General features: G+C 56.9%; 21 protein-coding genes and 2 tRNA genes. 14 read left to right on the top strand and 9 right to left on the bottom strand.

The genetic code is table 11. The features are described from left to right. Positions 1-5: 5 nt before the first annotated feature. Together hypF and AB6731_RS19710 are read left to right on the top strand one after the other, a co-directional pair. The gene (gene hypF, locus AB6731_RS19715) at positions 6-2,228 is read left to right on the top strand and encodes a carbamoyltransferase HypF (protein WP_371006692.1); all 2,223 of its coding nucleotides are present in this window, start codon (positions 6-8) and stop codon (positions 2,226-2,228) included. Between the two features lies 1 nt (position 2,229). Continuing rightward, the gene (locus AB6731_RS19710) at positions 2,230-3,252 is read left to right on the top strand and encodes a HoxN/HupN/NixA family nickel/cobalt transporter (RefSeq protein WP_371006691.1); all 1,023 of its coding nucleotides are present in this window, start codon (positions 2,230-2,232) and stop codon (positions 3,250-3,252) included. A gap of 121 nt (positions 3,253-3,373) precedes the next feature. Here AB6731_RS19710 and norW read toward each other — a convergent pair whose 3' ends face one another. Together norW and norV are read right to left on the bottom strand one after the other, a co-directional pair. Further along, a complete protein-coding gene (gene norW, locus AB6731_RS19705) occupies positions 3,374-4,507 on the bottom strand; it encodes an NADH:flavorubredoxin reductase NorW (RefSeq protein ID WP_032680414.1) in 1,134 nt (377 codons plus the stop codon). Further along, entirely contained in the window at positions 4,504-5,931 is a 1,428-nt protein-coding gene (norV, locus tag AB6731_RS19700; RefSeq protein WP_063925524.1) for an anaerobic nitric oxide reductase flavorubredoxin, read from the bottom strand. Before norV ends, norW begins: the two co-directional genes overlap by 4 nt. A gap of 187 nt (positions 5,932-6,118) precedes the next feature. Here norV and norR point away from each other — a divergent pair, with 187 nt between their 5' ends. Further along, complete coding sequence (gene norR, locus AB6731_RS19695; protein WP_333061475.1) at positions 6,119-7,633, top strand: nitric oxide reductase transcriptional regulator NorR; 1,515 nt, start codon at positions 6,119-6,121, stop codon at positions 7,631-7,633. Here the strand turns inward: norR and gutQ are convergent. The 7 genes from gutQ to srlA all read right to left on the bottom strand — a co-directional run bounded on the left by gutQ (position 7,630) and on the right by srlA (position 12,535). Then, positions 7,630-8,595: an arabinose-5-phosphate isomerase GutQ gene (gene gutQ / locus AB6731_RS19690; protein WP_020883846.1), complete on the bottom strand. Its 966-nt coding sequence runs from the start codon at positions 8,593-8,595 to the stop codon at positions 7,630-7,632. The genes norR and gutQ overlap by 4 nt on opposite strands. Further along, entirely contained in the window at positions 8,588-9,361 is a 774-nt protein-coding gene (locus tag AB6731_RS19685; protein WP_014171348.1) for a DNA-binding transcriptional repressor, read from the bottom strand. The genes gutQ and AB6731_RS19685 overlap by 8 nt, the downstream gene beginning before the upstream one ends. 63 nt (positions 9,362-9,424) lie before the next feature. Next, positions 9,425-9,784, bottom strand: coding sequence for a transcriptional regulator GutM (gene gutM, locus AB6731_RS19680; protein ID WP_020883847.1), 360 nt, complete (start codon positions 9,782-9,784; stop codon positions 9,425-9,427). A 61-nt stretch (positions 9,785-9,845) separates the two neighbouring features. Beyond that, on the bottom strand, positions 9,846-10,625 hold the full coding sequence (srlD, locus tag AB6731_RS19675) for a sorbitol-6-phosphate dehydrogenase (RefSeq protein ID WP_014171346.1): 780 nt from the start codon (positions 10,623-10,625) through the stop codon (positions 9,846-9,848). Between the two features lie 15 nt (positions 10,626-10,640). Continuing rightward, positions 10,641-11,003, bottom strand: coding sequence for a PTS glucitol/sorbitol transporter subunit IIA (gene srlB, locus AB6731_RS19670; protein ID WP_020883848.1), 363 nt, complete (start codon positions 11,001-11,003; stop codon positions 10,641-10,643). 12 nt (positions 11,004-11,015) lie between these two features. Then, the gene (locus AB6731_RS19665) at positions 11,016-11,975 is read right to left on the bottom strand and encodes a PTS glucitol/sorbitol transporter subunit IIB (RefSeq protein WP_014171344.1); all 960 of its coding nucleotides are present in this window, start codon (positions 11,973-11,975) and stop codon (positions 11,016-11,018) included. Then, on the bottom strand, positions 11,972-12,535 hold the full coding sequence (srlA, locus tag AB6731_RS19660) for a PTS glucitol/sorbitol transporter subunit IIC (RefSeq protein ID WP_014171343.1): 564 nt from the start codon (positions 12,533-12,535) through the stop codon (positions 11,972-11,974). Before srlA ends, AB6731_RS19665 begins: the two co-directional genes overlap by 4 nt. 274 nt (positions 12,536-12,809) lie before the next feature. Between srlA and mltB the strand changes: the two genes are divergently transcribed. The 11 genes from mltB to AB6731_RS19605 all read left to right on the top strand — a co-directional run bounded on the left by mltB (position 12,810) and on the right by AB6731_RS19605 (position 22,610). Beyond that, complete coding sequence (gene mltB, locus AB6731_RS19655; protein WP_025203388.1) at positions 12,810-13,910, top strand: lytic murein transglycosylase B; 1,101 nt, start codon at positions 12,810-12,812, stop codon at positions 13,908-13,910. Between the two features lie 248 nt (positions 13,911-14,158). Next, positions 14,159-14,812, top strand: a complete 654-nt coding sequence (locus AB6731_RS19650) for a metal ABC transporter ATP-binding protein (RefSeq protein ID WP_371006690.1) — start codon at positions 14,159-14,161, stop codon at positions 14,810-14,812. Further along, positions 14,809-15,669 carry a metal ABC transporter permease gene (locus tag AB6731_RS19645; RefSeq protein WP_371006689.1) on the top strand — a complete coding sequence of 287 codons (861 nt, stop codon included), beginning with the start codon at positions 14,809-14,811 and terminating at the stop codon, positions 15,667-15,669. The genes AB6731_RS19650 and AB6731_RS19645 overlap by 4 nt, the downstream gene beginning before the upstream one ends. A 14-nt stretch (positions 15,670-15,683) precedes the next feature. Continuing rightward, entirely contained in the window at positions 15,684-16,562 is an 879-nt protein-coding gene (locus AB6731_RS19640; RefSeq protein ID WP_040018929.1) for a metal ABC transporter substrate-binding protein, read from the top strand. A gap of 130 nt (positions 16,563-16,692) precedes the next feature. Continuing rightward, positions 16,693-17,190: a nicotinamide-nucleotide amidase gene (pncC, locus tag AB6731_RS19635; RefSeq protein WP_020883854.1), complete on the top strand. Its 498-nt coding sequence runs from the start codon at positions 16,693-16,695 to the stop codon at positions 17,188-17,190. Between the two features lie 89 nt (positions 17,191-17,279). Then, positions 17,280-18,338 (top strand): recombinase RecA, encoded by a 1,059-nt coding sequence (gene recA / locus AB6731_RS19630; protein WP_020883855.1) that lies wholly within the window; start codon positions 17,280-17,282, stop codon positions 18,336-18,338. A 68-nt stretch (positions 18,339-18,406) separates the two neighbouring features. Then, positions 18,407-18,907, top strand: a complete 501-nt coding sequence (gene recX, locus AB6731_RS19625) for a recombination regulator RecX (protein ID WP_014171334.1) — start codon at positions 18,407-18,409, stop codon at positions 18,905-18,907. A gap of 131 nt (positions 18,908-19,038) precedes the next feature. Then, positions 19,039-21,666 (top strand): alanine--tRNA ligase, encoded by a 2,628-nt coding sequence (gene alaS / locus AB6731_RS19620; RefSeq protein ID WP_025203392.1) that lies wholly within the window; start codon positions 19,039-19,041, stop codon positions 21,664-21,666. 241 nt (positions 21,667-21,907) lie between these two features. After that, complete coding sequence (gene csrA / locus AB6731_RS19615; protein ID WP_000906486.1) at positions 21,908-22,093, top strand: carbon storage regulator CsrA; 186 nt, start codon at positions 21,908-21,910, stop codon at positions 22,091-22,093. Positions 22,094-22,436: 343 nt separating this feature from the next. After that, a tRNA-Ser gene (locus AB6731_RS19610) sits at positions 22,437-22,529 on the top strand. A gap of 4 nt (positions 22,530-22,533) precedes the next feature. Continuing rightward, positions 22,534-22,610, top strand: a tRNA-Arg gene (locus AB6731_RS19605). The last annotated feature ends 1 nt before the right edge of the window (position 22,611 follow it).

The raw sequence follows: 22,611 nt of genomic DNA, 5'->3' as shown, positions 1-22,611 counted from the left end.
TCGCGATGGGCGATAACGGCGTACAGTTGCGGGTGCGCGGCAAGGTGCAGGGGGTAGGGTTTCGTCCCTTCGTCTGGCAACTGGCGCATCAGCTACAGCTGACGGGTGACGTTTGTAATGACGGAGAGGGCGTGCTGGTGCGTCTCGCGGGTAATGGGGGGGCCTTTACCGCGAGGCTGCATCAGGACTGCCCACCGCTGGCACGTATCGATGCTGTCGACAGCCAGCCATTCACCTGGGCAACGGTGCCGCAGGCGTTCACCATTCGCCATAGCGCGGGCGGAGCGATGGACACCCAGATTGTGCCGGATGCCGCTACCTGCCCGGCGTGCCTGGCTGAAATGCGCGATCCCCGAGCGCGGCGTTATCGCTATCCGTTTATCAACTGTACCCATTGCGGTCCACGTTTTACCATCATTCGCGCCATGCCCTATGACCGCCCGGCCACGTCAATGGCGGCATTTCCCCTCTGTGAGCCGTGTGAAACCGAGTACCGCAATCCCGCTGACCGCCGTTTTCACGCGCAGCCGGTAGCCTGTCCGGATTGTGGACCCGAGCTGGAATGGCGCGCGGGCGAGACCGTTGCCACCCGCGAGTCTGCGCTGAGTGCGGCGGTCCACATGCTCAAAAATGGCGGGATTGTCGCCATCAAAGGGCTGGGCGGTTTTCACCTTGCCTGTGACGCATCCAACGCGCAGGCGGTGGCAACCCTGCGGGCGCGCAAACAGCGCCCGATGAAGCCACTGGCGGTCATGATCCCGCAGGCGGAGGGAGTGCCGGAATCAGTGCAAACGCTGCTGCGCTCGCCTGCAGCGCCCATCGTGCTCACGCCAAAAGCATGGTGTCCTCCGCTTCCTGACGCGATTGCGCCAGGGCTGGACACCGTTGGCCTGATGCTGCCCGCTAACCCACTACAGCATGTGCTGATGATGGACTGCCAGCGCCCGCTGGTGATGACCTCCGGCAACCTCAGCGGGCGTCCGCCGGCCATCACCTGCCAGCAGGCACTGGATGAACTGGGCGACATCGCTGACGGATTCCTGCTGCACAACCGCGACATCCTGCAGCGTATGGATGATTCCGTGATGGATCAGGACGGTATGATGCTGCGTCGCGCGCGCGGTTTTGTGCCGGATGCCATCACGCTGCCCGCCGGTTTCAGCGCTGTCCCGGCGATGGTGTGCACCGGTGCTGATATGAAAAATACCTTCTGTCTGGTGCGCGGTAACCAGGCGGTACTGAGTCAGCACTTTGGCGATCTGAGTGACGACGGTGTCGAGGCCCAGTGGCGTTCTGCGCTGTCGATGATGCAGCAGATCTATGCGTTTCAGCCGCAGCGCGTGGTATGCGATGCCCATCCGGGCTATCACGCCCGACAGTGGGCGCAAGCCCAGGCTTTGCCGATCGACACCGTGCTTCACCACCACGCTCACGCGGCGGCATGCATGGCAGAAAACGGCTGGCCGCTTGAGGGCGGAGATGTCATTGCCCTGACGCTGGATGGGATCGGCATGGGCGAAAACGGCGCGCTGTGGGGCGGAGAGTGCCTGCGGGTAAACTATCTCGACTGCGAACGTCTGGGCGGTCTGCCTGCGGTTGCGCTGCCGGGCGGAGACAGGGCTGCCATGCAGCCGTGGCGCAATTTACTTGCCCACTGCCTGGCGTTTGTGCCGGACTGGCAGCAGTACCCGGAAACGCGTGACGTTCAGCGGCAAAACTGGCCGCTACTGGCTACGGCCATTCAGCGCGGTTTAAACGCGCCGCTGGCCTCATCCTGCGGCCGTTTGTTCGACGCGGTGGCCTGCGCGCTCGGAATCACGTCAGAAACCCAGAGCTATGAAGGTGAGGCCGCCTGCCGGCTTGAAGCGCTGGCCGCGCAGTGCCACGACGTTCAACATCCGGTTACGCTTCAGGCTGATAACCTTACGCGCTTCTGGCAACAGTGGCTGAACTGGCAGGCGGAACCCTGCGAGCGGGCATGGGCGTTTCACGATGCGCTGGCGAAAGGGCTGGCGGAGCTTGTCACCTCCCATACCCGGCGACTGGGGCTTTCCACCGTATGCTTCAGCGGCGGCGTGTTACATAACCGTCTGCTGCTCGCGCGACTGCGCCATTACCTCTCAGACTTCACGCTGCTTTTTCCTCATCATCTGCCGTCAGGTGACGGCGCTATCTCCTTCGGGCAGGCGGTGGTTGCTGCCGCCCGGTCATGTTCACAAAGGATGTAAAATGTTACGACTCTTACGCAATGAACCCCGCGCGGCGTTTCTGCTGCTGGCTCTGGTAATGGCTAATCTTCTGGCATGGGGCTGGGCATGGCAAACCTTCAGCGGCAATACGGCGCTGATGGCCGCCAGCCTGCTGGCCTGGTGTTATGGACTCCGTCATGCGGTGGATGCCGACCACATTGCAGCCATTGATACCGTCACGCGTAAGATGATGCAGCAGGGTAAACGCCCTTCCGGCGTGGGGGCGTGGTTCTCTCTGGGACACTCCACCATTGTGGTGCTGGCCTCCATTGCCATTGCGGCCACCGCCACGGCGTTTCAGAAGAATATGGCATGGTTTCATGAAACCGGCAGCCTGATTGGCACCGCCGTTTCTGCAACGTTTCTGCTGGCGATGGCGCTGGTCAATCTGGTGATTTTGCGCGGCGTGTGGCGTAATTTTCAGGCGCTGAAGAACGGTCAGGTCACGCGTGACGACATCACGCTTCCGGCATCAGGCGGAGTCATGAACTGGCTGTTTGGCGCAACGTTCCGCCTGGTGAACAAGAGCTGGCAGATGTACCTGGTCGGTTTCCTGTTTGGTCTGGGGTTTGATACCGCGACGGAAATCGGTGTGCTTGGGATTTCAGCCGCCAGCGCGTCAAACGGGATGTCAGTCTGGTCCATCATGATCTTCCCGGCGCTGTTTGCCAGCGGTATGGCGCTGGTCGATACCCTCGACAATCTGCTGATGGTCGGCGCTTACGGCTGGGCGTTTAACAAGCCGCAGCGCAAGCTTTACTACAACATGACCATCACCGGTACCTCCGTGGTGGTGGCGCTGTTTATCGGCGGGCTGGAAGCTCTGGGTCTGTTGATGGATAAATTTGCCCTCAGCGGAGGCTTCTGGGATCGCATTGGCGCAGTTAATGACAACCTCGGTAACGCCGGGTTCGTGGTGGTCGGGCTGTTCGTTGCCTGCTGGCTGATTTCCATGATCAATTATCGCTGGCGCGGCTACGATGCGCTTGTCGTGCGTTCCTGACGCGGCGTCTGAACATCATTGTCGTTATCTGGCTAAACGACGTTGAAAAAAAAGCCCCGGGACATCGGGGCTGTGGACCATAAAATCCAAAGGTTACGTTAGCGTGGCAGGCGAATCAGCGTTAAGCGGGTAATGATTTCAGCAGAGCGAAAGCCTCTTTCATCCGGTCTTCGCTCACCACAAAGGCGCGCATCTGTCCTTCGCTGTCGCACCCACGAGCCACCATTCCCTGAGGTTCAATGGTTAGTTGCCAGTGCAGGTCCGGACGCTCGGTTTCGCCTGCCAGGTGCAGCGGGAGCGCCGGCGTTTTTACTTTTACCAGCATGGCGGGTAATTTCAGTGGCGCACTGCCGCCAGACAGGTTTTTCGCCAGGTACATGGCGCTCAGTTGAATGGGCTGCAGGAAGGGCAGGACCTGTCCGTTAATTTCAGCGCAGTCACCCAGGGCGTAAATATCGGGCTGCGTGGTTTGTAGGTAGCTGTCTACCTTCACGCCACGGCCTGTTTCCGCGCCGGCGCGATGCGCCAGCGCCGTTTCCGGACGCAGGCCCGTGGCGGCAACCACCACATCCACCTCAACGCTGCGGCTGCGGTCGAGCGTTGCATGAATACCACTCCCGGTTTTCTTCAGGCTTTGCAGCTGGGATTTCAGCAGCAGATGTACGCCCATATCGGTCAGACGATGCTGTAAGCGACTACTTACTTCTGCTGGCATCAGCGCCGACAAAATGCTTGCCGCATGGTCGACCAGGGTGACGGATTTACCCGCCCGGCTAAAATCCATCGCCAGCTCTGTGCCAATCAACCCTGCGCCGACAATCATCACCCGCTTCGCGTCACGCAGCAGGGTTTCACTGGCCTGATACGCCTGCTGGCTGTTGAGGGTGATCATCAGTTCCCGGCCTTCCACCGGAGGTACAAAAGCAGACGCCCCTGTCGCCAGTACCAGCTTGTCGTATTGCCAGGTTTTGTCTTTTGCTTTCACCACATGGGCGGCGGCGTCGATGTCGGTTATCCAGGTGTGCGGAAATAACCGCAGACTAAACTGTTCCGCGAACGCCCCCGCGGTCTGGCGGGTGAGGTCTTCGGCTCGCTGATTCTGGCTGATAACGTGGCTTAAATCAGGCTTGTTGTACTCGTCCATGCTGTCGGCGGCAATGAGCGTCAACGGCACGCTGGCGTCTTGTTTGCGAATGTTTTTCACCAGCTGGCGGGCGGCAAAGCCCGAGCCGATGATAACGATACCGTGGTTCATTGTGCCTCCGTCGCCAGTTCGTCAAAGACCTCTTTTCCCAGGGAACATTCCGGGCAGAGGAAATTGTCCGGCACGTCGCACCAGGGGGTACCGGGGGCAACATCCTGCAGCGGCTCGCCCTGTGCCGGGTCGTAAATCCACTGGCAGACGCTGCACTGCATGCGAGGGCCACCGTCAGCGACCGCTGCGGCGGGCGCGGGGTTTTTAGCGTTCATGTCGGGGAGCGGCGCGAGCGCCCACTGACGCGCAATGTCACGGCCATGCTGGCGGCACAATTCAAGCGCGTCGATGTCCGGACGCCATTTCGCCTTCAGGCTCATGGACATCTCAAAACCGGCATCCTGCAAACGCGTGGAGAGCCGGTCTACTGCGCCGCCGCTCCAGCCGTGGGAGCCAAATGCGCTGGCCCGTTTATTACGAAAGCGCAGGCCGGTCATCTCTTCTACAAGGCCCGCAATTTTCGGCATCATCACGTTGTTCATCGTGGAGGTGCCCACCAGCACGCCCTTGGAGCGGAAGACGTTGGTCAGGATCTCGTTTTTATCGCTACGCGCCACGTTGAAGATTTTCACCGCCACGTTCGGGTCGACTTCGTTAATACCCTGCGCAATGGCGTCCGCCATCATGCGGGTGTTATTAGACATGGTGTCGTAGAAAAGCGTGATACGGTCTTCCTGATAATCCGCGGCCCATTTGAGGTACAGCTCCACGATCTGGGTGGGGTTTTCGCGCCACACCACGCCGTGAGAGGTGGCAATCATATCCACGGGCAGGTTAAAGCCGAGGATTTCGGTGATTTTTGGCGTCACCAGACGGCTGAACGGCGTCAGGATATTGGCGTAGTAGCGCTGACATTGTTCGAACAGCTCGGTTTGATCCACTTCGTCGTTAAACAGGCGCTCGTCACAATAGTGCTGGCCGAAGGCATCGTTGCTGAACAGCACCGCATCGCCGGTCATGTAGGTCATCATACTGTCGGGCCAGTGCAACATCGGGGTTTCAACGAAGATCAGCTGTTTGCCGTTGCCGATATCCAGCGTGTCGCCGGTTTTGACGGTGTGGAAATTCCACTCCGGGTGGTGGTGATGGCCGTTAATCGAGTCGATGGCGTTGGTGGTGCAGTAAATCGGGGTGTCGGGAATGCAGGACATTAACTCGGTCAGCGCCCCGGCATGATCCTCTTCCGCATGGTTAATGATGATGTAGTCGATATCCGCAAGATCGATTTCACTGCGCAGATTTTGCACGAACTCCCGGCTGAATTTGTGATCGACGGTATCGATGAGCACGTTTTTGCCTTCACGGATGAGATAGCTGTTGTAGCTGCTGCCGCGCAGCGTTTTGTACTCCGTTCCGTGGAAGTCACGCACTTCCCAGTCACGTTGGCCAACCCAATGAATGTTATTTTTAACCAGAATAGACATAGCAACCTCAATTAATACGGCGTTTTTCAAATAAGATGACTAGCCTTTATCAAGTTGCGTGCCAGTTTTTCATGTTGCTGTTTTTTATGGTTTTTAAATTTTATTACTCGTAATGGGTAGTCAATATGACTATCTGATTTATGGTCATTGTGACAATATGCATGGTCAAAATGACAGTGAGGCGCAGATGAGCTTTTCCGTAGACGTACTGGCAAAAATTGCCATTGAACTGCAAACCGGTATCGGTCATCAGGACCGTTTTCAGCGGCTGATTTCGACGCTGCGCCAGGTGCTGGCGTGCGATGCGTCGGCACTGCTGCGCTACGACGCCCGGCAGTTTATTCCGCTGGCTATCGACGGGCTGGCGCAGGACGTTCTTGGGCGACGCTTCTCCCTGGAAGGCCATCCGCGTCTGGAAACCATCGCGCGGGCCGGTGACGTGGTGCGCTTTCCGGCGGACAGTGATTTGCCCGACCCTTACGACGGGCTGATCCCGGGGCAGGAGAGCCTGAAAGTTCATGCCTGTATCGGTCTGCCGCTGTTTGCCGGACAAAACCTGATTGGGGCATTAACCCTCGACGGCCTGTCGCCGGATCAGTTCGACACCTTTAGCGATGAAGAGCTGCGGCTGATTGCCGCGCTGGCCGCCGGTGCGCTGAATAACGCGCTGCTGATCGAACAGCTGGAGAGCCAGAACATCCTTCCCGGCAGCCCGTCGGCGTTTGAACCGGTGGCACACACGGAGATGATTGGGCTGTCACCGGGGATGGTGCAGCTTAAAAAAGAGATCGATATCGTGGCGGCCTCGGATTTAAACGTGCTGATTTTCGGGGAAACCGGCACCGGTAAAGAGCTGGTGGCGAAGGGCATCCACGAAGCCTCGCCGCGCGCGGTCAACCCGCTGGTGTACCTCAACTGCGCCGCGCTGCCGGAAAGCGTGGCGGAAAGTGAGCTGTTTGGTCACGTCAAAGGGGCGTTTACCGGGGCGATCAGCAACCGCAGCGGCAAATTCGAAATGGCGGATAACGGCACGTTGTTCCTCGATGAAATTGGCGAACTGTCGCTGTCGCTTCAGGCCAAACTGCTGCGCGTCCTGCAGTACGGCGATATTCAGCGCGTCGGCGACGATCGCAGCCTGAGAGTCAACGTGCGTGTGCTGGCGGCAACCAACCGCGACCTGCGCGAAGAGGTGTTGGCCGGGAATTTCCGCGCTGACCTGTACCATCGTCTGAGCGTGTTTCCGCTTACCGTGCCGCCGCTACGCGAGCGCGGTGACGATGTGGTGCTGCTGGCGGGGTTTTTCTGCGAGCAATGTCGGTTACGAATGGGGCTTTCCCGCGCGGTATTAAGCCCCGGTGCGCGAGCCCATCTGATGCGATACGGCTGGCCGGGTAACGTACGCGAACTGGAACATGCGATTCACCGCGCCGTGGTGCTGGCGCGGGCGACACGTTCGGGAGATGAGGTGGTGATCCACGCGCGGCATTTCGCATTGCACGATGATACCGCTTCGTTCGTTACGCCTGCCGCGCCGGAAATGGCCCATGAGAACCTGCGGGAAGCAACAGAAGCGTTTCAGCGTCAGACGATCGCCCGCGCGCTGGAGCAGAATAACCGCAGCTGGGCGGCGTGCGCGCGAGCGCTGGAAATGGACGTCGCCAACCTGCACCGGCTGGCGAAACGTCTGGGACTCAAAGGTTAAATAATCCCGGCCTGGTAGAAATCCTGCAGGTTGATGGCGCCGCACAGCTTGCCGTGCTCATCCACCACCGGCGCGGCGGTGATTTTGCGTTTCATCAGCACCTCTTTGGCTTCGATGGCGCGGCTCTCGGCGTTCAGGGTCAGCCCGCCCCGGGTCATCGCTTCCGAAACCTGGGATTCCAGCTTGCCGCCGCCCACCAGCCAGCGGCGCAGGTCGCCGTCGGTAAACACGCCTTTAACGCTACCGGTTTCATCGCACACCGCTACCAGACCCAGCCCGGTGCGGCTCAGTTCCAGCATCGCATCCATTACGCTGGTGTTGAGTTTGACCTGCGGAATGGCCTCGTCGGTCCGCATCAGATGATGAACTTTATTGAGCAGTCGCGCACCGAGCGCGCCCGCCGGGTGCGAGCGGGCAAAATCTTCTTCGTTAAAGCCGCGTGCCTGCATTACCGCCATTGCCAGCGCGTCGCCCATCATCAGCGTATTCACGGTGCTGGAGGTGGGGGCGAGGTGCATCGGGCAGGCTTCGCGCTCAACGGAGATATCAAGCGTGGCCTTTGCCGCCAGTGCCAGCGGTGAGCGGGATTTACCGGTCATCGCCAGCAGCGCGACCGATTTTTCCTGCAGACGCGGGATGATGAGATCCAGCTCTTTGGCCGAACCGGAGTAGGAGATAAACAGCATCACGTCGCGGCTTTCAATCATCCCCAGATCGCCGTGCAGCGCTTCGGCCGGATGCACGAAGAATGCCGGTGTGCCGGTGCTGGCAAGCGTAGCGGCAATCTTTTTGCCGATATGACCGGACTTGCCGATCCCGGAGACCACCACTTTACCTTCGCACTGGATAATGGTGTTTGCCGCGCGCACAAAATCCTCGCCCAGACGTTCCGGCAGGCGGCTGGCTTCCTGCAGCTCCAGCATCAGGGTCTGGCGGCCTGCGTTTAACAGAAAATCACTCATCTCTCTCTCCGGTTACAATCACGTCGATCCCTTTCTCTTCCAGCGCTTTTTTGAACGCCGGGTCGATACCTGCGTCGGTAATGAGCTTATCGACGCTTTCAAGGCTGCAGACAATGTTGGGACTTTTACGGCCAAACTTCGACGAGTCTGCCATCAAAATCACTTCGCGCGCGGCGTTGCACATCGCTTTGCTGACGCTGAACACCTCGTTAAAGGTCGTCACGCCGGCGTTCAAATCGATACCGTCCGTGCCCATAAAGAGTTTATCAAAGCTGAAGTGTTCAAAGGCGTTTTCCGCCAGTTGACCGTGAAACGACGCAGATTTTTTACGGAACGTCCCGCCGGGCATCAGAATGGTTTGCTCGCTGTCGAACTCCGACAGGGCGTTGACGATGTGCAGACTGTTGGTCATCACCGTGATGTTGTTAAAGCGGCTGAGCATCGGGATCATCTGCAGCACGGTGCTGCCTGCATCAAGGATAATGGAGTCGCCATCATGGATAAATTTTACGGCGGCCTCGGCAATCAGCGCTTTCTGGTGAGTATTGATCAGCGTTTTGTGATCGATAGGCGGGTCGGCTTCATCTTTGTTGAGCATCACGCCGCCGTAGGTTCGGATGACTGCACCAGAGTTTTCGAGCAATACCAGATCCTTTCGTATTGTCGTGCCGGTGGTGTCAAAGTAGTGGGCCAGTTCTTCTACCGAGCATTTTCCCTGCTTTTGCAGATGCTCCAGAATGGCCGCCTGACGCTGACGTGGTTTCATAGGCGCTCAATTCCTTAGGTTGCGAAATGATAATTTCGCAAGCTTATCGCGTTCACAACGAAATTATCCATGTTTCAGATTAAGCGCTAATGATAGAGCATTCTGACAGAGCGAATCATGGGGAAAGATCACATCGGGTTGTAATTCCTGCAGCGATATCCCGTTAATCGCCTGGATTTTCGCCGGGCGGGCAAAAACGGTCATCCCGCGCATGATGAGGGAATCGCAGACCCTATTGTGTTCGTCCAGCGCAATGGCAACCACCACGCGCGGTTTGAAACGCCCGCCGGAACGCCCGACGCCCACGCGCCCTTTCTGACACAGGGCATCAAACGCGCGGTTAAACTGGCGGATTTGCCAGCCGCCAAAGATCAGCTGGCACATCCAGGCGATGGCGGCAACGGTAATGAGTGCGGTAACCATACGAGCTCCTAGTTGTTCCCTCTCCCGAAGGAGAGGGGGATACGGGCATCAGCGTGTTCGATCAGAACATCACCTGCCCGCCGGTGACATTAATGGACTGCCCGGTGCAGTAAGAGGCTTTGGGGCTGGCATAAAACAGCAGCATGTTCAGCACGTCCTGATAATCGCAGCCGCGCTTCAGCGGCACTTTGTCGATGTAATACTGCTCCACTTCCTCCTCTTTCAGCCCGAGCTTGGTGGCATATTGCGGCAGCAGGGACTGGAACATCGGCGATTTCAGCAGGTTGCCCAGCATCAGCGAGTGAACGGTAATGCCATATTCGGCCAGATCGAGGGCCAGAGATTGCGTCAGCCCTACGCCGCCAAATTTCGCCGCGCTGTAACCGGAGTTGTGTTTGCTGCCCACTTTGCCCGATTTCGAGTTGATCTGGATGATGCGCCCCTGAATGCCATCGCGGATCATCAGACGGGAAAACTCGCGTGCGCAGAGGAAATAGCCCACCAGGTTAACCTGCAGGGAGCGGTCGAAGTCCCCCAGTTCGAAATCGCTGATAAAGGCCGCTTTGGCTATCCCTGCGCTGTATACCAGCAGGTCGGTACGGCCAAAAATCTCGTCCACGCCGCGGGCCAGCGCCATCACGCTCTGCTCGCTGGTGGCATCAGCACCAAATCCGTAGGCCATCCCTTCACCCAATTCGGTGTTGATGGTGTCCGCCACGCGTGCGGCTTTTTCACTCTGAATATCCACTACCGCCACGCGGTAACCCTCTGCAGCAAGCCCACGGCAGAGGAACTCGCCTAAGGTTTGTCCCCCACCAATGACAACGGCAACCTGACTCATATCTTTCTCCTTAAATTACGCAACAAACTTCAACGTGCAGCCTGGGGTGACAGCCTGCGGAACCGGGCCATCCACATGAACCGTGCCGGGATATTCCGCCTGCGGCTGGCCATCAAAACGCAGGGTGATATGGCCGAGCTCCCGCAGGTTTTGTCCGGCCACGTCGCCGACGGCGGTCACGGCGTAGCGCGCGTCGCCCAACTCGAGCTGGCTCCCGGCCTTCAGCTCACCGTTCATCTCGCCGTGACAGTGGATAAAGCAAAACTCTTCGATATCCGCGGGCGCACCTTCGCGGAAGGTAATCAGCATCTTGTCGCTGAGCGCATCGGCCGCGCTCTGGCCAATGCGGGTGATGGTGGTCTGGTAAATTACGGTCATCACAGGAACCTCTTATTGGTAAATAAAGCCGGAGACAAACCAGGCAATCAGCACCGTCGGTGCGCCGGTCAGGAAACGGCTGACCAGTACAGACGGCACGCCAACGCGCACGGTGTCCTGGCGCGCTTCTGCCAGCGACAGCCCGACAGGAATGAAATCACACGCCGCCTGGGCGTTAATGGCAAACAGGGCGGGCAGAGCCAGATGCGGGGGAATGTTGCCAAGGCCAATCTGCACGCCAATCAGCACGCCGATAACCTGCGCAATGACCGCGCCTGGGCCGAGAAACGGCGACAGCAGCGGGAAGGAGCAGATCAGCGCCAGCGTCACCAACCCGAGCGGGTGGCTCGCCAGCGGGGCGAGGCCGTGGGCAATCCAGTCGCCCAGACCCGAGGCCATGATGATGCCGATCAGCGCCGAAACGAATGCCATAAACGGCAGAATGGTTTTCAGCACCGTGTCGATGGTGTCGCGCCCGGACTGGAACAGCACGGCCACGGCAGAGCCCATCCCCATTCCGACTTTTGCCAGCAGGCCGTCACTCTGTTCGGTGATTTTTTTACTCGTGTCGTAATCACGCGGGGCCGCTTTCTGAGGAGCAGCAGACCCTTGTGCCAGGTGAATGTTTTCCTCCTTCACGCCGGAGACATAAATGTCCTCCAGGATGTACTGCGCCAGCGGACCTGATTTACCGGTGGAATGGATATTCACGGTAGGAATACGCCGCTTGGGGTAGATGCCGCAGCGCAGCGTGCCGCCGCAGTCGATCACCGCCACGCCAATTTCCGCTTCAGGCGGTTCGCCCTCTTTGAAGCCGTCGACCGCTTCCCAGCCGGTCAGCTCACGCAGTTTGTCGACAATGGCCGGACGTGTGCCTGCGGTGATATAGACGATTTTTTTGCCTTCAGTGGCGTCGAATTCCAGCGGGCCGCCCCAGCCACCCGTTCCTTTTTCAATGCGAATACGGCTCATGCTGCGGCTCCTGAAAGATGGACTTTCTGTTCAAGCTGGATACCCATTTTCTTCTCGAAAATGGCGGTGGTGAGGTCCGTGACCCAGCCGCGGAAAAAGTTGGTGACCAGACCGACCAGCAGATAACTCACCGCCAGCGGACCGAGCGGCAGGCCAAGCGTGGTCAGGCCGCTGGCAATGCCCAGATAGACAAACAGCTCGCCGGGGTTGATATGCGGGAACAGGCCATTCATGGAGTGGCAGCTGTAGGAGGCTGCGGCGTAATAGCTTGGTTTGTACTTTTCAGGCATAAAGCGGCCGAGGCTCAGCGTCATCGGGTTGCAAAAAACAAACGTACCGATGAAGGGCAGAACCAGGTAACGGGACAGCGGATTGCCGGCGCAGCGCTGGGCAAAGCGTTCAATGCGTTGCTGGCCGATAAAGTTAATCAGCGCGTTCATGATGACCAGCAGGCTAATCAGCAGGGGCAGGATCCCGGTCACCATGCCGGTGAACACTTCTCCGCCTTTCTGAAACAGCCCGATGAACCACTCGGCGCCGTGGGTGATGGTTTCTATCATTCTTCTCTCCTGTGGGGCTTTTTTGTTTTTGTATAACTGAGGCTAATAATAATCACTTTGAAAGGTTTTAAAGTGTTAATTAGATCTCACAATGAAAGAAAAATGGATTATTTTGAAAGTTAATTGCCGACGGAAGTCTTGGGTGGACGAAAATTGCACAGATTTGCGATGGGGAGCGTAAAGATTTGGTGGGGGAGGTGCGTACCACTTCCTTGAGGTGTTGCGGATGCTTTACCATACTGGGTTCTTATCGAACCCGTTAAATGGATGTCACATGTTCAAGCGTCGTTATGCAGCGTTGTTACCTGCGCTTATTCTGCTGTCTGCCTGTAGTAGCAAACCCAAGACCGAAGCCGTGCAGCAAACGGCTGGCGCGCCTTCCGGAGGATTCCTGCTGGAGCCGCAGCATAATATGATGCAGATGGGCGGCGACTTTGCGAATAACCCGGCGGCCGAGCAGTTCATCGATAAAATGGTGAGCAAACACGGTTTTGACCGCCAGCAACTGCATGAAATTCTGTCGCAGGCGAAGCGACTGGATTATGTTCTGCGTTTGATGGATCGCCAGGCACCGACGGCTCAGGTACCGACCGGGCCAAATGGCGCATGGCTGCGTTATCGCAAACAGTTTATTACGCCGGATAACGTGCAAAATGGCGTGGTCTTCTGGAACCAATATGAAGATGCGCTGAACCGTGCGTGGCAGGTGTATGGCGTACCGCCTGAAATCATCGTCGGGATTATCGGCGTGGAAACCCGCTGGGGCCGCGTGATGGGCAAAACCCGTATCCTCGATGCGCTGGCGACGCTCTCCTTTAACTACCCGCGTCGCGCTGAATATTTCTCGTCTGAACTGGAAACCTTCCTGCTGATGGCGCGCAATGAACAAGATGACCCGTTAGATCTCAAAGGCTCGTTTGCCGGTGCGATGGGCTACGGCCAGTTTATGCCGTCCTCTTATAAGCAATATGCCGTCGACTTTAACGGAGATGGTCATATCAACCTGTGGGATCCGGTGGATGCCATCGGCAGCGTGGCAAACTACTTTAAAGCGCACGGCTGGGTGCCGGGCGGTCAGGTGGCGGTGCAGGCTAACGGCCAGGCACCAGGGCTTGAGAACGGCTTTAAAACCAACTACAGCGTTTCGCAGCTGGCCGCTGCAGGCTTAACGCCAACGCAGCCGCTGGGAAATACGCAACAGGCGAGCCTGCTGCGTCTGGATGTCGGTACGGGTTATCAGTACTGGTACGGGCTGCCTAACTTCTACACCATCACCCGCTATAATCACAGCACTCACTATGCGATGGCCGTATGGCAGCTGGGGCTGGCGGTGTCACAGGCGCGCGTGCCTGCCGCGTCGCCGTTCAGTCAGTAACGCTTGATGTTCAACCCTCTTCCGCCGGGAGAGGGTTGGGCTGATATCCAGAAACATTTCGCCACACTCCCGTTAATCTTCGCTCATTTACATCCGCATTATCTTTCATTATTGTTATGTTATAACATTAGATGTGGTGATGAGATGTCTACTTCCTTTTTTTCTCTGTCTGCGCCGGTCCGGCTTCTGATGGCGCTGGCGCTGATTGTCTTTATCGGACTGGCCCTGTGCTGGGCGGTGGCATTGCCATGATTGTGATGAATCAACTCACGGCGGGTTACGACCGCGAGCCGGTCACGCGTCCTCTGTCCGGGGTGATTGAATGCGGGAGCATGACCGCCATCCTCGGGGCCAACGGCTGCGGTAAATCAACGCTTCTGAAAACCCTCGCCGGGTTTATCCCGCCGGTAAGCGGCAGTTTTCACTGGCAGAAAAAACGCCCGGTAATGGGCTGGCTGGCACAGCGTCATGCCCTGGAGGCGCAATTTCCGCTAACCGTGCAGGATGTGGTCAACATGGGCTGCTGGCCTGAAGCGTCGCTTTTTTCTGGCCTTCGCCGTGAAATGCGGCTGCGCATTGCCGGTGCGCTTGAGCGGGTGGGGCTTGGAACGATGGCGCTAACGACCATTGATGAACTCTCCGGCGGTCAGTTTCAGCGCATGCTGTTCGCGCGGGTATTAGTGCAGCAGGCACCGCTGGTCATGCTCGATGAGCCCTTTACCGGCGTTGATGAAGCTACCTGTAATGTGCTGATGGACCTGATGCTGGAAATGTATATGCAGGGGCAAACGGTGCTTGCGGTGCTGCACGACAGCGAGCGTGTATCGCGCCACTTCCCGCAGACGTTACGGCTGGACGCTGACATTCCCCAGTGGAAAACCGAGCGGGTGAGGGTGGCATGATCTGGCATATCTTTTTTCAGCCTTTTATTGAGTATGGCTTTATGCGCCGCGCGCTGGTGGTTTGCCTGGCGTTGTCCGTCAGTACCACTGCTCTGGGCGTTTTCCTTCAGCTGCGCCGGATGAGTCTGATGGGCGATGCCCTCTCTCACGCCATTTTGCCCGGTGTCGCGGTGGGGTATTTGCTCAGCGGTATGTCGCTGCTGGCCATGAGCGTGGGAGGCTTTATTGCCGGTATTACCGTGGCGCTGGTGGCCGGGCTGGTCAGCCGTCGAACGCCGCTTAAAGAGGACGCCAGTTTTGCCGGGTTCTATCTTGGCTCGCTGGCGCTGGGCGTCACGCTGGTATCACTGCGCGGTTCGAACGTCGATCTTCTGCACCTGTTGTTTGGCTCCATCCTGGCGGTGGATAACGATGCCGCGCTGTTTGTGGCAGGCGTTTGCATGTTCACCCTTATCACGCTGGCGATTTTCTACCGTGGGCTGGTGATCGAGGCCTTTGACACCGCCTGGCTGCAGGTAAACGCCCGCCATGTTCCCGGCTTATTACACGGCCTGTTTCTGGCACTGCTGGTGCTTAACCTCGTTGCCGGTTTTCAGGTGCTTGGCACGTTGATGGCGGTCGGGCTGATGATGCTCCCTGCGGTAGCGGCACGCTGCTGGGCACGCACCTTACCCGGACTGCTATTGATGGCGGGTATCAGCGGTATTTTCTGCGCGTGGCTCGGACTCAGTCTCTCCTGGGCCGCCAGCCTGCCCGCTGGGCCGTCCATCGTGCTTACCGCCAGCGCGCTGTTCTTTATTTCCATTTTATTTGGCACGCGCAGCAGGCTGGCTGGCAGCCTGCGTGCGCTTTTTTAACGGAAGGGGAAACGATGAAACGTACGGGATTAGTAGTAGCGCTCGCGCTGGGGATGATGTCGCAAACGGTGATGGCGAAAACGCTCAATGTGGTGACCAGCTTTTCCATACTGGGGGATATGACCCGGGAGGTGGGCGGTGACCATGTGAACGTCACGACGCTGGTGGGTCCGGACGGCGATCCGCATACCTTCGAGCCCTCGCCAAAAGATAGCGCGGCGCTAAGCAAGGCAGATGTTGTGGTGGTCAATGGTCTGGGACTGGAAGGGTGGCTGGATCGCCTGGTGAAAGCCTCCGGGTTCAAAGGCCAGCTGGTGGTGGCGTCGCGTGGTGTGCAGACGCATACCCTCGAAGAAGAGGGCAAAACCGTCACTGACCCGCACGCCTGGAACAGCGCGGCGAACGGGGCGCTGTACGCGCAAAATATTCTCAACGGGCTGGTGAAAGCCGACCCAGAAGATAAAACCGCGCTGGAAGCGACCGGAAAACCGTACATCGCGCAGCTTAAGCAGCTGGATAGCTGGGCCAAAACGCGTTTTAGCCAGATCCCGCTGGTGAAACGTAAAGTGTTGACCAGCCATGACGCGTTCGGCTATTTCAGCCGCGCCTACGGGGTGACGTTTATGGCGCCCCAGGGGTTGTCGTCAGAGAGCGAGGCCAGCGCGGCACAGGTCGCTGAGATCATTAATCAGATTAAAGCGGACGGCGTGAAAACCTGGTTTATGGAAAACCAGCTCGATCCGCGGCTGGTTAAACAGATTGCTACAGCCACCGGCGCGCAGCCGGGAGGCGAGCTTTACCCGGAAGCGCTCTCGGCAAAAGGAGGCGTGGCAGAGACCTACGTTAAGGCGTTCCGCCACAATGTGGATACCCTCGCTGACAGCATGAAATAATCCTCTCCACCGCCGGTGCGCTCGCATCGGCTTTTTTCTGAATCCCCCTCGTAAATCCTGCAGCGCATCCCCATATCTGACGAGAAAGTGCTATCTTGTGCTGCATGTTTTTCTAAGGCCTGGAGCGAGAATGACTGACCATGAATTGATGCAGCTTAGCGAAGTGGTAGGGCTGGCGCTTAAGCAACGCGGGGCGACCCTCACCACCGCGGAGTCCTGCACCGGCGGCTGGGTGGCGAAAGCGATTACCGATATTGCCGGCAGTTCCGCCTGGTTTGAACGTGGTTTTGTGACCTACAGTAATGAAGCTAAAGCGCAAATGATCGGCGTGCGGGAATCTACGCTCGAACAGCATGGCGCGGTCAGCGAGCCGGTGGTGATTGAGATGGCTATTGGTGCGCTCAAAGAGGCGCGCGCGGATTATGCAATATCGATTAGCGGCATCGCGGGCCCGGACGGGGGCAGTGACGTGAAGCCTGTCGGCACCGTCTGGTTTGGTTTTGCTACCGCCAGAGGAGAAGGGATCACCCGCCGGGAGTGCTTTAGCGGCGATCGCGAAAGCGTGCGTCGTCAGGCAACCGTTTATGCGTTAAAAACGCTCTGGCAACAATTTCTACAAAATACTTGATACTGTATGACCATACAGTATAATTGCACCAACAGAACAGAAATCCACGGTGAAGCACAGTCGCTTCTCCCGGCATGACAGGAGTAATAATGGCTATCGACGAAAACAAACAGAAAGCGTTGGCGGCAGCACTGGGCCAGATCGAAAAGCAATTCGGTAAAGGCTCCATCATGCGCCTGGGTGAAGACCGTTCCATGGATGTGGAAACTATCTCCACCGGTTCGCTTTCTCTGGATATCGCGCTGGGCGCTGGCGGCCTGCCAATGGGCCGTATCGTAGAAATCTACGGGCCCGAGTCCTCAGGTAAAACAACCCTGACGCTGCAGGTTATCGCTGCGGCACAGCGTGAAGGTAAAACCTGTGCGTTTATCGATGCCGAGCACGCGCTGGACCCTGTTTATGCTCGTAAGCTGGGCGTTGATATTGACAACCTGCTGTGTTCTCAGCCAGACACCGGTGAGCAGGCGCTGGAAATTTGTGACGCGCTGGCCCGTTCCGGTGCGGTTGACGTTATCGTGGTCGACTCCGTTGCCGCTCTGACGCCAAAAGCTGAAATCGAAGGCGAAATTGGTGACTCTCACATGGGCCTCGCGGCACGTATGATGAGCCAGGCAATGCGTAAGCTGGCCGGTAACCTGAAGCAGTCCAACACGCTGCTGATCTTCATCAACCAGATCCGTATGAAAATTGGTGTGATGTTCGGTAACCCGGAAACCACTACCGGTGGTAACGCGCTGAAATTCTACGCTTCTGTCCGTCTGGATATCCGCCGTATCGGCGCGGTGAAAGAGGGTGAAAACGTGGTGGGTAGCGAAACCCGCGTGAAGGTTGTGAAGAACAAAATCGCAGCGCCGTTCAAACAGGCTGAATTCCAGATCCTCTACGGTGAAGGTATCAACTTCTACGGCGAACTGGTTGACCTCGGCGTGAAAGAGAAGCTGATTGAAAAAGCGGGCGCATGGTACAGCTACAACGGCGACAAGATTGGTCAGGGTAAAGCAAATGCAATCTCCTGGCTGAAAGAGAACCCGGCTGCGGCGAAAGAAATTGAGAAGAAAGTGCGTGAGCTTCTGCTGAACAACCAGGACGGTACGCCTGATTTCGTGGTGGATAACGCGGGTGCTGAAGAAACCAACGAAGATTTCTAATTCTCTCGTTTAAAGATGAAGGGCTGCTAATGCGGCCCTTTTTGCATTTCTGAATCAGCAGGTTTTTTATGAGTGAATCGACTTCACGCCGCCCTGCCTATGCACGCTTACTGGACCGTGCGGTGCGCATTCTTGCCGTCCGTGACCACAGCGAACAGGAGTTGCGGCGAAAACTGTCGGCCCCCGTCATGAGTAAAAACGGGCCGGAAGAGATTGATGCGACTGCGGAAGATTACGACCGCGTCATTGCCTGGTGCTATGAGCACCGCTATCTGGATGACGAGCGTTTCGCTTCCCGGTTTCTTGCCAGCCGTGGCCGCAAAGGATATGGCCCCGCGCGTATCCGCCAGGAGCTGAACCAGAAAGGGGTCGCCCGTGAAACCATTGAAAAGGCTATGCGAGAATGCGACACAGACTGGTGCGCGCTGGCAAAAGAACAGGCCATTCGCAAGTACGGCGAACCCTTGCCACGTGAATTTTCAGAAAAAGTTAAAATCCAGCGCTTTTTGCTCTACCGCGGCTTTCTGATGGAAGATATTCAGGATATCTGGCGTAATTTTGCGGATTGAACGCATGCGGGATTTTACTTCCCACTAAAGAAAACTTATCTTATTCCCACTTTTTCCAGTAGCTGGTCTGTCCAACGTTTTACCGATACAGGCTTGCTACGACATTTCGTTAGCTTGATTTCAGGATAATTATGAGCAAGAGCACCGCTGAGATCCGTCAGGCGTTTCTCGATTTTTTCCATAGTAAGGGACATCAGGTAGTTGCCAGCAGCTCCCTGGTACCGAACAACGATCCGACTCTGCTGTTTACCAACGCCGGGATGAACCAGTTCAAGGATGTGTTCCTTGGTCTCGACAAACGTAATTATTCCCGCGCCACAACCTCACAGCGTTGCGTGCGTGCGGGCGGTAAACACAACGACCTGGAAAACGTCGGTTACACCGCGCGTCACCACACGTTCTTCGAAATGCTGGGTAACTTCAGCTTCGGCGACTATTTCAAACACGATGCCATTCAATATGCGTGGGAACTGCTGACCGGTGAAAACTGGTTCAACCTGCCGAAAGATCGTCTGTGGGTTACCGTCTATGAAACCGATGACGAAGCCTACGAAATCTGGGAAAAAGAGGTTGGTATCCCGCGCGAGCGTATTATTCGCATCGGTGATAACAAAGGCGCACCTTATGCGTCTGACAACTTCTGGCAGATGGGCGATACCGGTCCTTGCGGTCCGTGCACCGAGATCTTCTACGATCACGGCGACCATATCTGGGGTGGTCCTCCAGGCAGCCCGGAAGAAGACGGCGATCGCTACATTGAGATCTGGAACATCGTCTTCATGCAGTTCAACCGTCAGGCTGACGGTACGATGGAGCCGCTGCCGAAACCGTCCGTTGATACCGGTATGGGTCTGGAGCGTATTGCGGCTGTTCTGCAGCACGTTAACTCCAACTACGAAATTGACCTGTTCAGCACTCTGATTAAAGCCGTTGCGCAAGTGACGGGTGCAACCGATCTGAACAACAAATCGCTGCGCGTTATTGCAGACCATATCCGTTCCTGCGCGTTCCTGATTGCCGACGGCGTGATCCCGTCGAATGAAAACCGTGGCTATGTGCTGCGTCGTATCATTCGTCGTGCTATCCGTCACGGCAACATGCTGGGCGCGAAGGACACCTTCTTCTATAAACTCGTTGGGCCACTGATTGGCGTGATGGGCGCAGCCGGTGATGAGCTGAAACGTCAGCAGGCGCAGGTTGAGCAGGTTCTGAAAACGGAAGAAGAGCAGTTTGCTCGTACTCTGGAGCGCGGACTGGCGCTGCTGGATGAAGAGCTGGCGAAACTTCAGGGCGATACGCTGGACGGCGAAACCGCTTTCCGCCTGTATGACACCTACGGTTTCCCGGTTGACCTGACGGCGGACGTTTGCCGTGAGCGCAACATTAAAGTGGACGAAGCAGGCTTTGAAGCCGCAATGGAAGAGCAGCGCCGCCGTGCGCGCGAGTCCAGCGGTTTTGGTGCTGACTACAACGCGATGATCCGCGTTGATGGCGCATCAGAATTCAAAGGCTACGAAAATCTGGAACTGACTGGCAAAGTGACCGCCCTGTTTGTTGACGGTAAAGCCGTAGACAGCATCAACGCGGGTCAGGATGCGGTTGTCATTCTGGACAAAACGCCGTTCTACGCAGAATCCGGCGGCCAGGTTGGCGATAAAGGCGAACTGAAAGGCAACGGTTTCAGCTTCAGCGTAAGCGACACCCAGAAATACGGTCAGGCGATTGGCCATCAGGGCAAACTGACTGCCGGTTCTCTGAAAGTGGGCGAGGGTGTTCAGGCGAACGTTGATGAAGCTCGTCGTGCGCGCATTCGTCTGAACCACTCAGCTACGCACCTGATGCACGCTGCCCTGCGTGAAGTTCTGGGTACGCACGTTGCACAGAAAGGTTCTCTGGTTAACGATAAAGTGCTGCGCTTCGACTTCTCTCATTTTGAAGCGATGAAGCCGTCAGAAATCCGCGCGGTGGAAGATCTGGTGAATGCGCAGATCCGTCGTAACCTGCCAATCGAAACCCATATCATGGATCTCGAGGCGGCGAAGAAGAAAGGCGCGATGGCACTGTTCGGCGAGAAATACGACGACCGCGTTCGCGTGCTGAGCATGGGCGACTTCTCGACTGAACTCTGCGGCGGGACGCATGCCTCCCGTACCGGCGACATTGGTCTGTTCCGCATTGTTTCCGAATCAGGAACGGCGGCGGGCGTGCGTCGTATTGAAGCGGTAACCGGTGAGGGCGCAATTGCCAGCCTGCATGCGCAGAGCGATCAGCTGCACGACATCGCGCAGTTGTTGAAAGGTGATAGCCAGAACCTGGGCGAGAAAGTGCGCGTTGCGCTGGATCGTACGCGTCAGCTGGAAAAAGAGCTGCAGCAGCTGAAAGAGCAGGCTGCGGCGCAGGAGAGTGCAAACCTCTCCAGCAAAGCTGTAGACATTAAGGGTGTCAAACTGCTGGTCAGCGATCTGGCGGGCGTTGAGCCTAAGATGCTGCGTACTATGGTCGACGATCTGAAGAACCAGCTCGGTTCCACAGTTATCGTGCTGGCGACAGTGGCAGAAGGTAAGGTTTCTCTGATTGCGGGCGTCTCTAAGGATGTGACCGACCGCGTAAAAGCAGGGGAACTGATTGGTATGGTCGCCCAGCAGGTGGGCGGTAAGGGTGGCGGTCGTCCGGACATGGCGCAAGCCGGTGGTACGGATGCGGCGGCACTTCCTGCGGCATTGGCCAGTGTTGAAAGCTGGGTGAGCGCGAAACTGTAATAACTACAAAGCACAAGCAGACGCCATAGCGGTAACGTTATGGCGTCTTGTTCACTGCGCTATCGATAACGATAAAGTCAGGTTGAGTTTGTGTATATCGGCTAAACTTACGTTTAACAGAATGTGATGCCGTGACTGCTTACACTTTACGTGTTTGTCATCGCTTACTTTTTGGCGTTATATGATGGATAATGCCGGGATACAAGAGACCCGACTCTTTTAATCTTTCAAGGAGCAAAGAATGCTGATTCTGACTCGTCGAGTTGGTGAGACCCTCATGATTGGGGATGAGGTCACCGTGACAGTTTTAGGGGTAAAGGGTAACCAGGTACGTATTGGTGTAAACGCTCCTAAAGAAGTATCTGTCCACCGTGAAGAGATCTACCAGCGTATCCAGGCTGAAAAATCCCAGCAGTCCAGTTACTGATATTGTCGCGTCTCGCTGTCGGGCGAGACGCAACCTCTCCCGCCATTTTTCCTGCTTAAAGTTACCGTTTAATTTCAATCGCTCTGTTTTTAACCACTCTCTTACCCTTAACTCGCCTCAACATCACTATTCTGTCATCAGTTTTCTGAGAAGATGCCTGCAAAATCCGCTTATAAAACACCCTCTTTGCAGCTTTTGCATGCGAATTGCGTGTGATTTGTGCAAACGATAAAAGCTTTTGGAAAATTGTTTGACTTATAAGTCCCAGAAAGTAATATATGCGCCACGCAGCGACGAGAAGCTCTTAACGAGTTACTCGAAGCACTCGAAAGAGGCGTTGTGTGGTGAGGTGGCCGAGAGGCTGAAGGCGCTCCCCTGCTAAGGGAGTATGCGGTCAAAAGCTGCATCCGGGGTTCGAATCCCCGCCTCACCGCCATTTTGCATCCGTAGCTCAGCTGGATAGAGTACTCGGCTACGAACCGAGCGGTCGGAGGTTCGAATCCTCCCGGATGCACCAT

This window comes from Enterobacter sp. RCC_40, from assembly GCF_041360735.1.
Lineage (GTDB): Bacteria > Pseudomonadota > Gammaproteobacteria > Enterobacterales > Enterobacteriaceae > Enterobacter > Enterobacter ludwigii.
The sequence above is the reverse complement of the archived record's forward strand: the minus strand, read 5'-3'. Positions and strand labels throughout refer to the sequence as shown.

Bases quoted from the DNA above. Each gene is read 5' to 3' on its own strand.
- hypF (WP_371006692.1), top strand. From the start codon at position 6: ATGGGCGATAACGGCGTACAGTTGCGGGTGCGCGGCAAGGTGCAGGGG.
- AB6731_RS19710 (WP_371006691.1), top strand. From the start codon at position 2,230: ATGTTACGACTCTTACGCAATGAACCCCGCGCGGCGTTTCTGCTGCTG.
- norW (WP_032680414.1), bottom strand. From the start codon at position 4,507: ATGAACCACGGTATCGTTATCATCGGCTCGGGCTTTGCCGCCCGCCAG.
- norV (WP_063925524.1), bottom strand. From the start codon at position 5,931: ATGTCTATTCTGGTTAAAAATAACATTCATTGGGTTGGCCAACGTGAC.
- norR (WP_333061475.1), top strand. From the start codon at position 6,119: ATGAGCTTTTCCGTAGACGTACTGGCAAAAATTGCCATTGAACTGCAA.
- gutQ (WP_020883846.1), bottom strand. From the start codon at position 8,595: ATGAGTGATTTTCTGTTAAACGCAGGCCGCCAGACCCTGATGCTGGAG.
- AB6731_RS19685 (WP_014171348.1), bottom strand. From the start codon at position 9,361: ATGAAACCACGTCAGCGTCAGGCGGCCATTCTGGAGCATCTGCAAAAG.
- gutM (WP_020883847.1), bottom strand. From the start codon at position 9,784: ATGGTTACCGCACTCATTACCGTTGCCGCCATCGCCTGGATGTGCCAG.
- srlD (WP_014171346.1), bottom strand. From the start codon at position 10,625: ATGAGTCAGGTTGCCGTTGTCATTGGTGGGGGACAAACCTTAGGCGAG.
- srlB (WP_020883848.1), bottom strand. From the start codon at position 11,003: ATGACCGTAATTTACCAGACCACCATCACCCGCATTGGCCAGAGCGCG.
- AB6731_RS19665 (WP_014171344.1), bottom strand. From the start codon at position 11,975: ATGAGCCGTATTCGCATTGAAAAAGGAACGGGTGGCTGGGGCGGCCCG.
- srlA (WP_014171343.1), bottom strand. From the start codon at position 12,535: ATGATAGAAACCATCACCCACGGCGCCGAGTGGTTCATCGGGCTGTTT.
- mltB (WP_025203388.1), top strand. From the start codon at position 12,810: ATGTTCAAGCGTCGTTATGCAGCGTTGTTACCTGCGCTTATTCTGCTG.
- AB6731_RS19650 (WP_371006690.1), top strand. From the start codon at position 14,159: ATGATTGTGATGAATCAACTCACGGCGGGTTACGACCGCGAGCCGGTC.
- AB6731_RS19645 (WP_371006689.1), top strand. From the start codon at position 14,809: ATGATCTGGCATATCTTTTTTCAGCCTTTTATTGAGTATGGCTTTATG.
- AB6731_RS19640 (WP_040018929.1), top strand. From the start codon at position 15,684: ATGAAACGTACGGGATTAGTAGTAGCGCTCGCGCTGGGGATGATGTCG.
- pncC (WP_020883854.1), top strand. From the start codon at position 16,693: ATGACTGACCATGAATTGATGCAGCTTAGCGAAGTGGTAGGGCTGGCG.
- recA (WP_020883855.1), top strand. From the start codon at position 17,280: ATGGCTATCGACGAAAACAAACAGAAAGCGTTGGCGGCAGCACTGGGC.
- recX (WP_014171334.1), top strand. From the start codon at position 18,407: ATGAGTGAATCGACTTCACGCCGCCCTGCCTATGCACGCTTACTGGAC.
- alaS (WP_025203392.1), top strand. From the start codon at position 19,039: ATGAGCAAGAGCACCGCTGAGATCCGTCAGGCGTTTCTCGATTTTTTC.
- csrA (WP_000906486.1), top strand. From the start codon at position 21,908: ATGCTGATTCTGACTCGTCGAGTTGGTGAGACCCTCATGATTGGGGAT.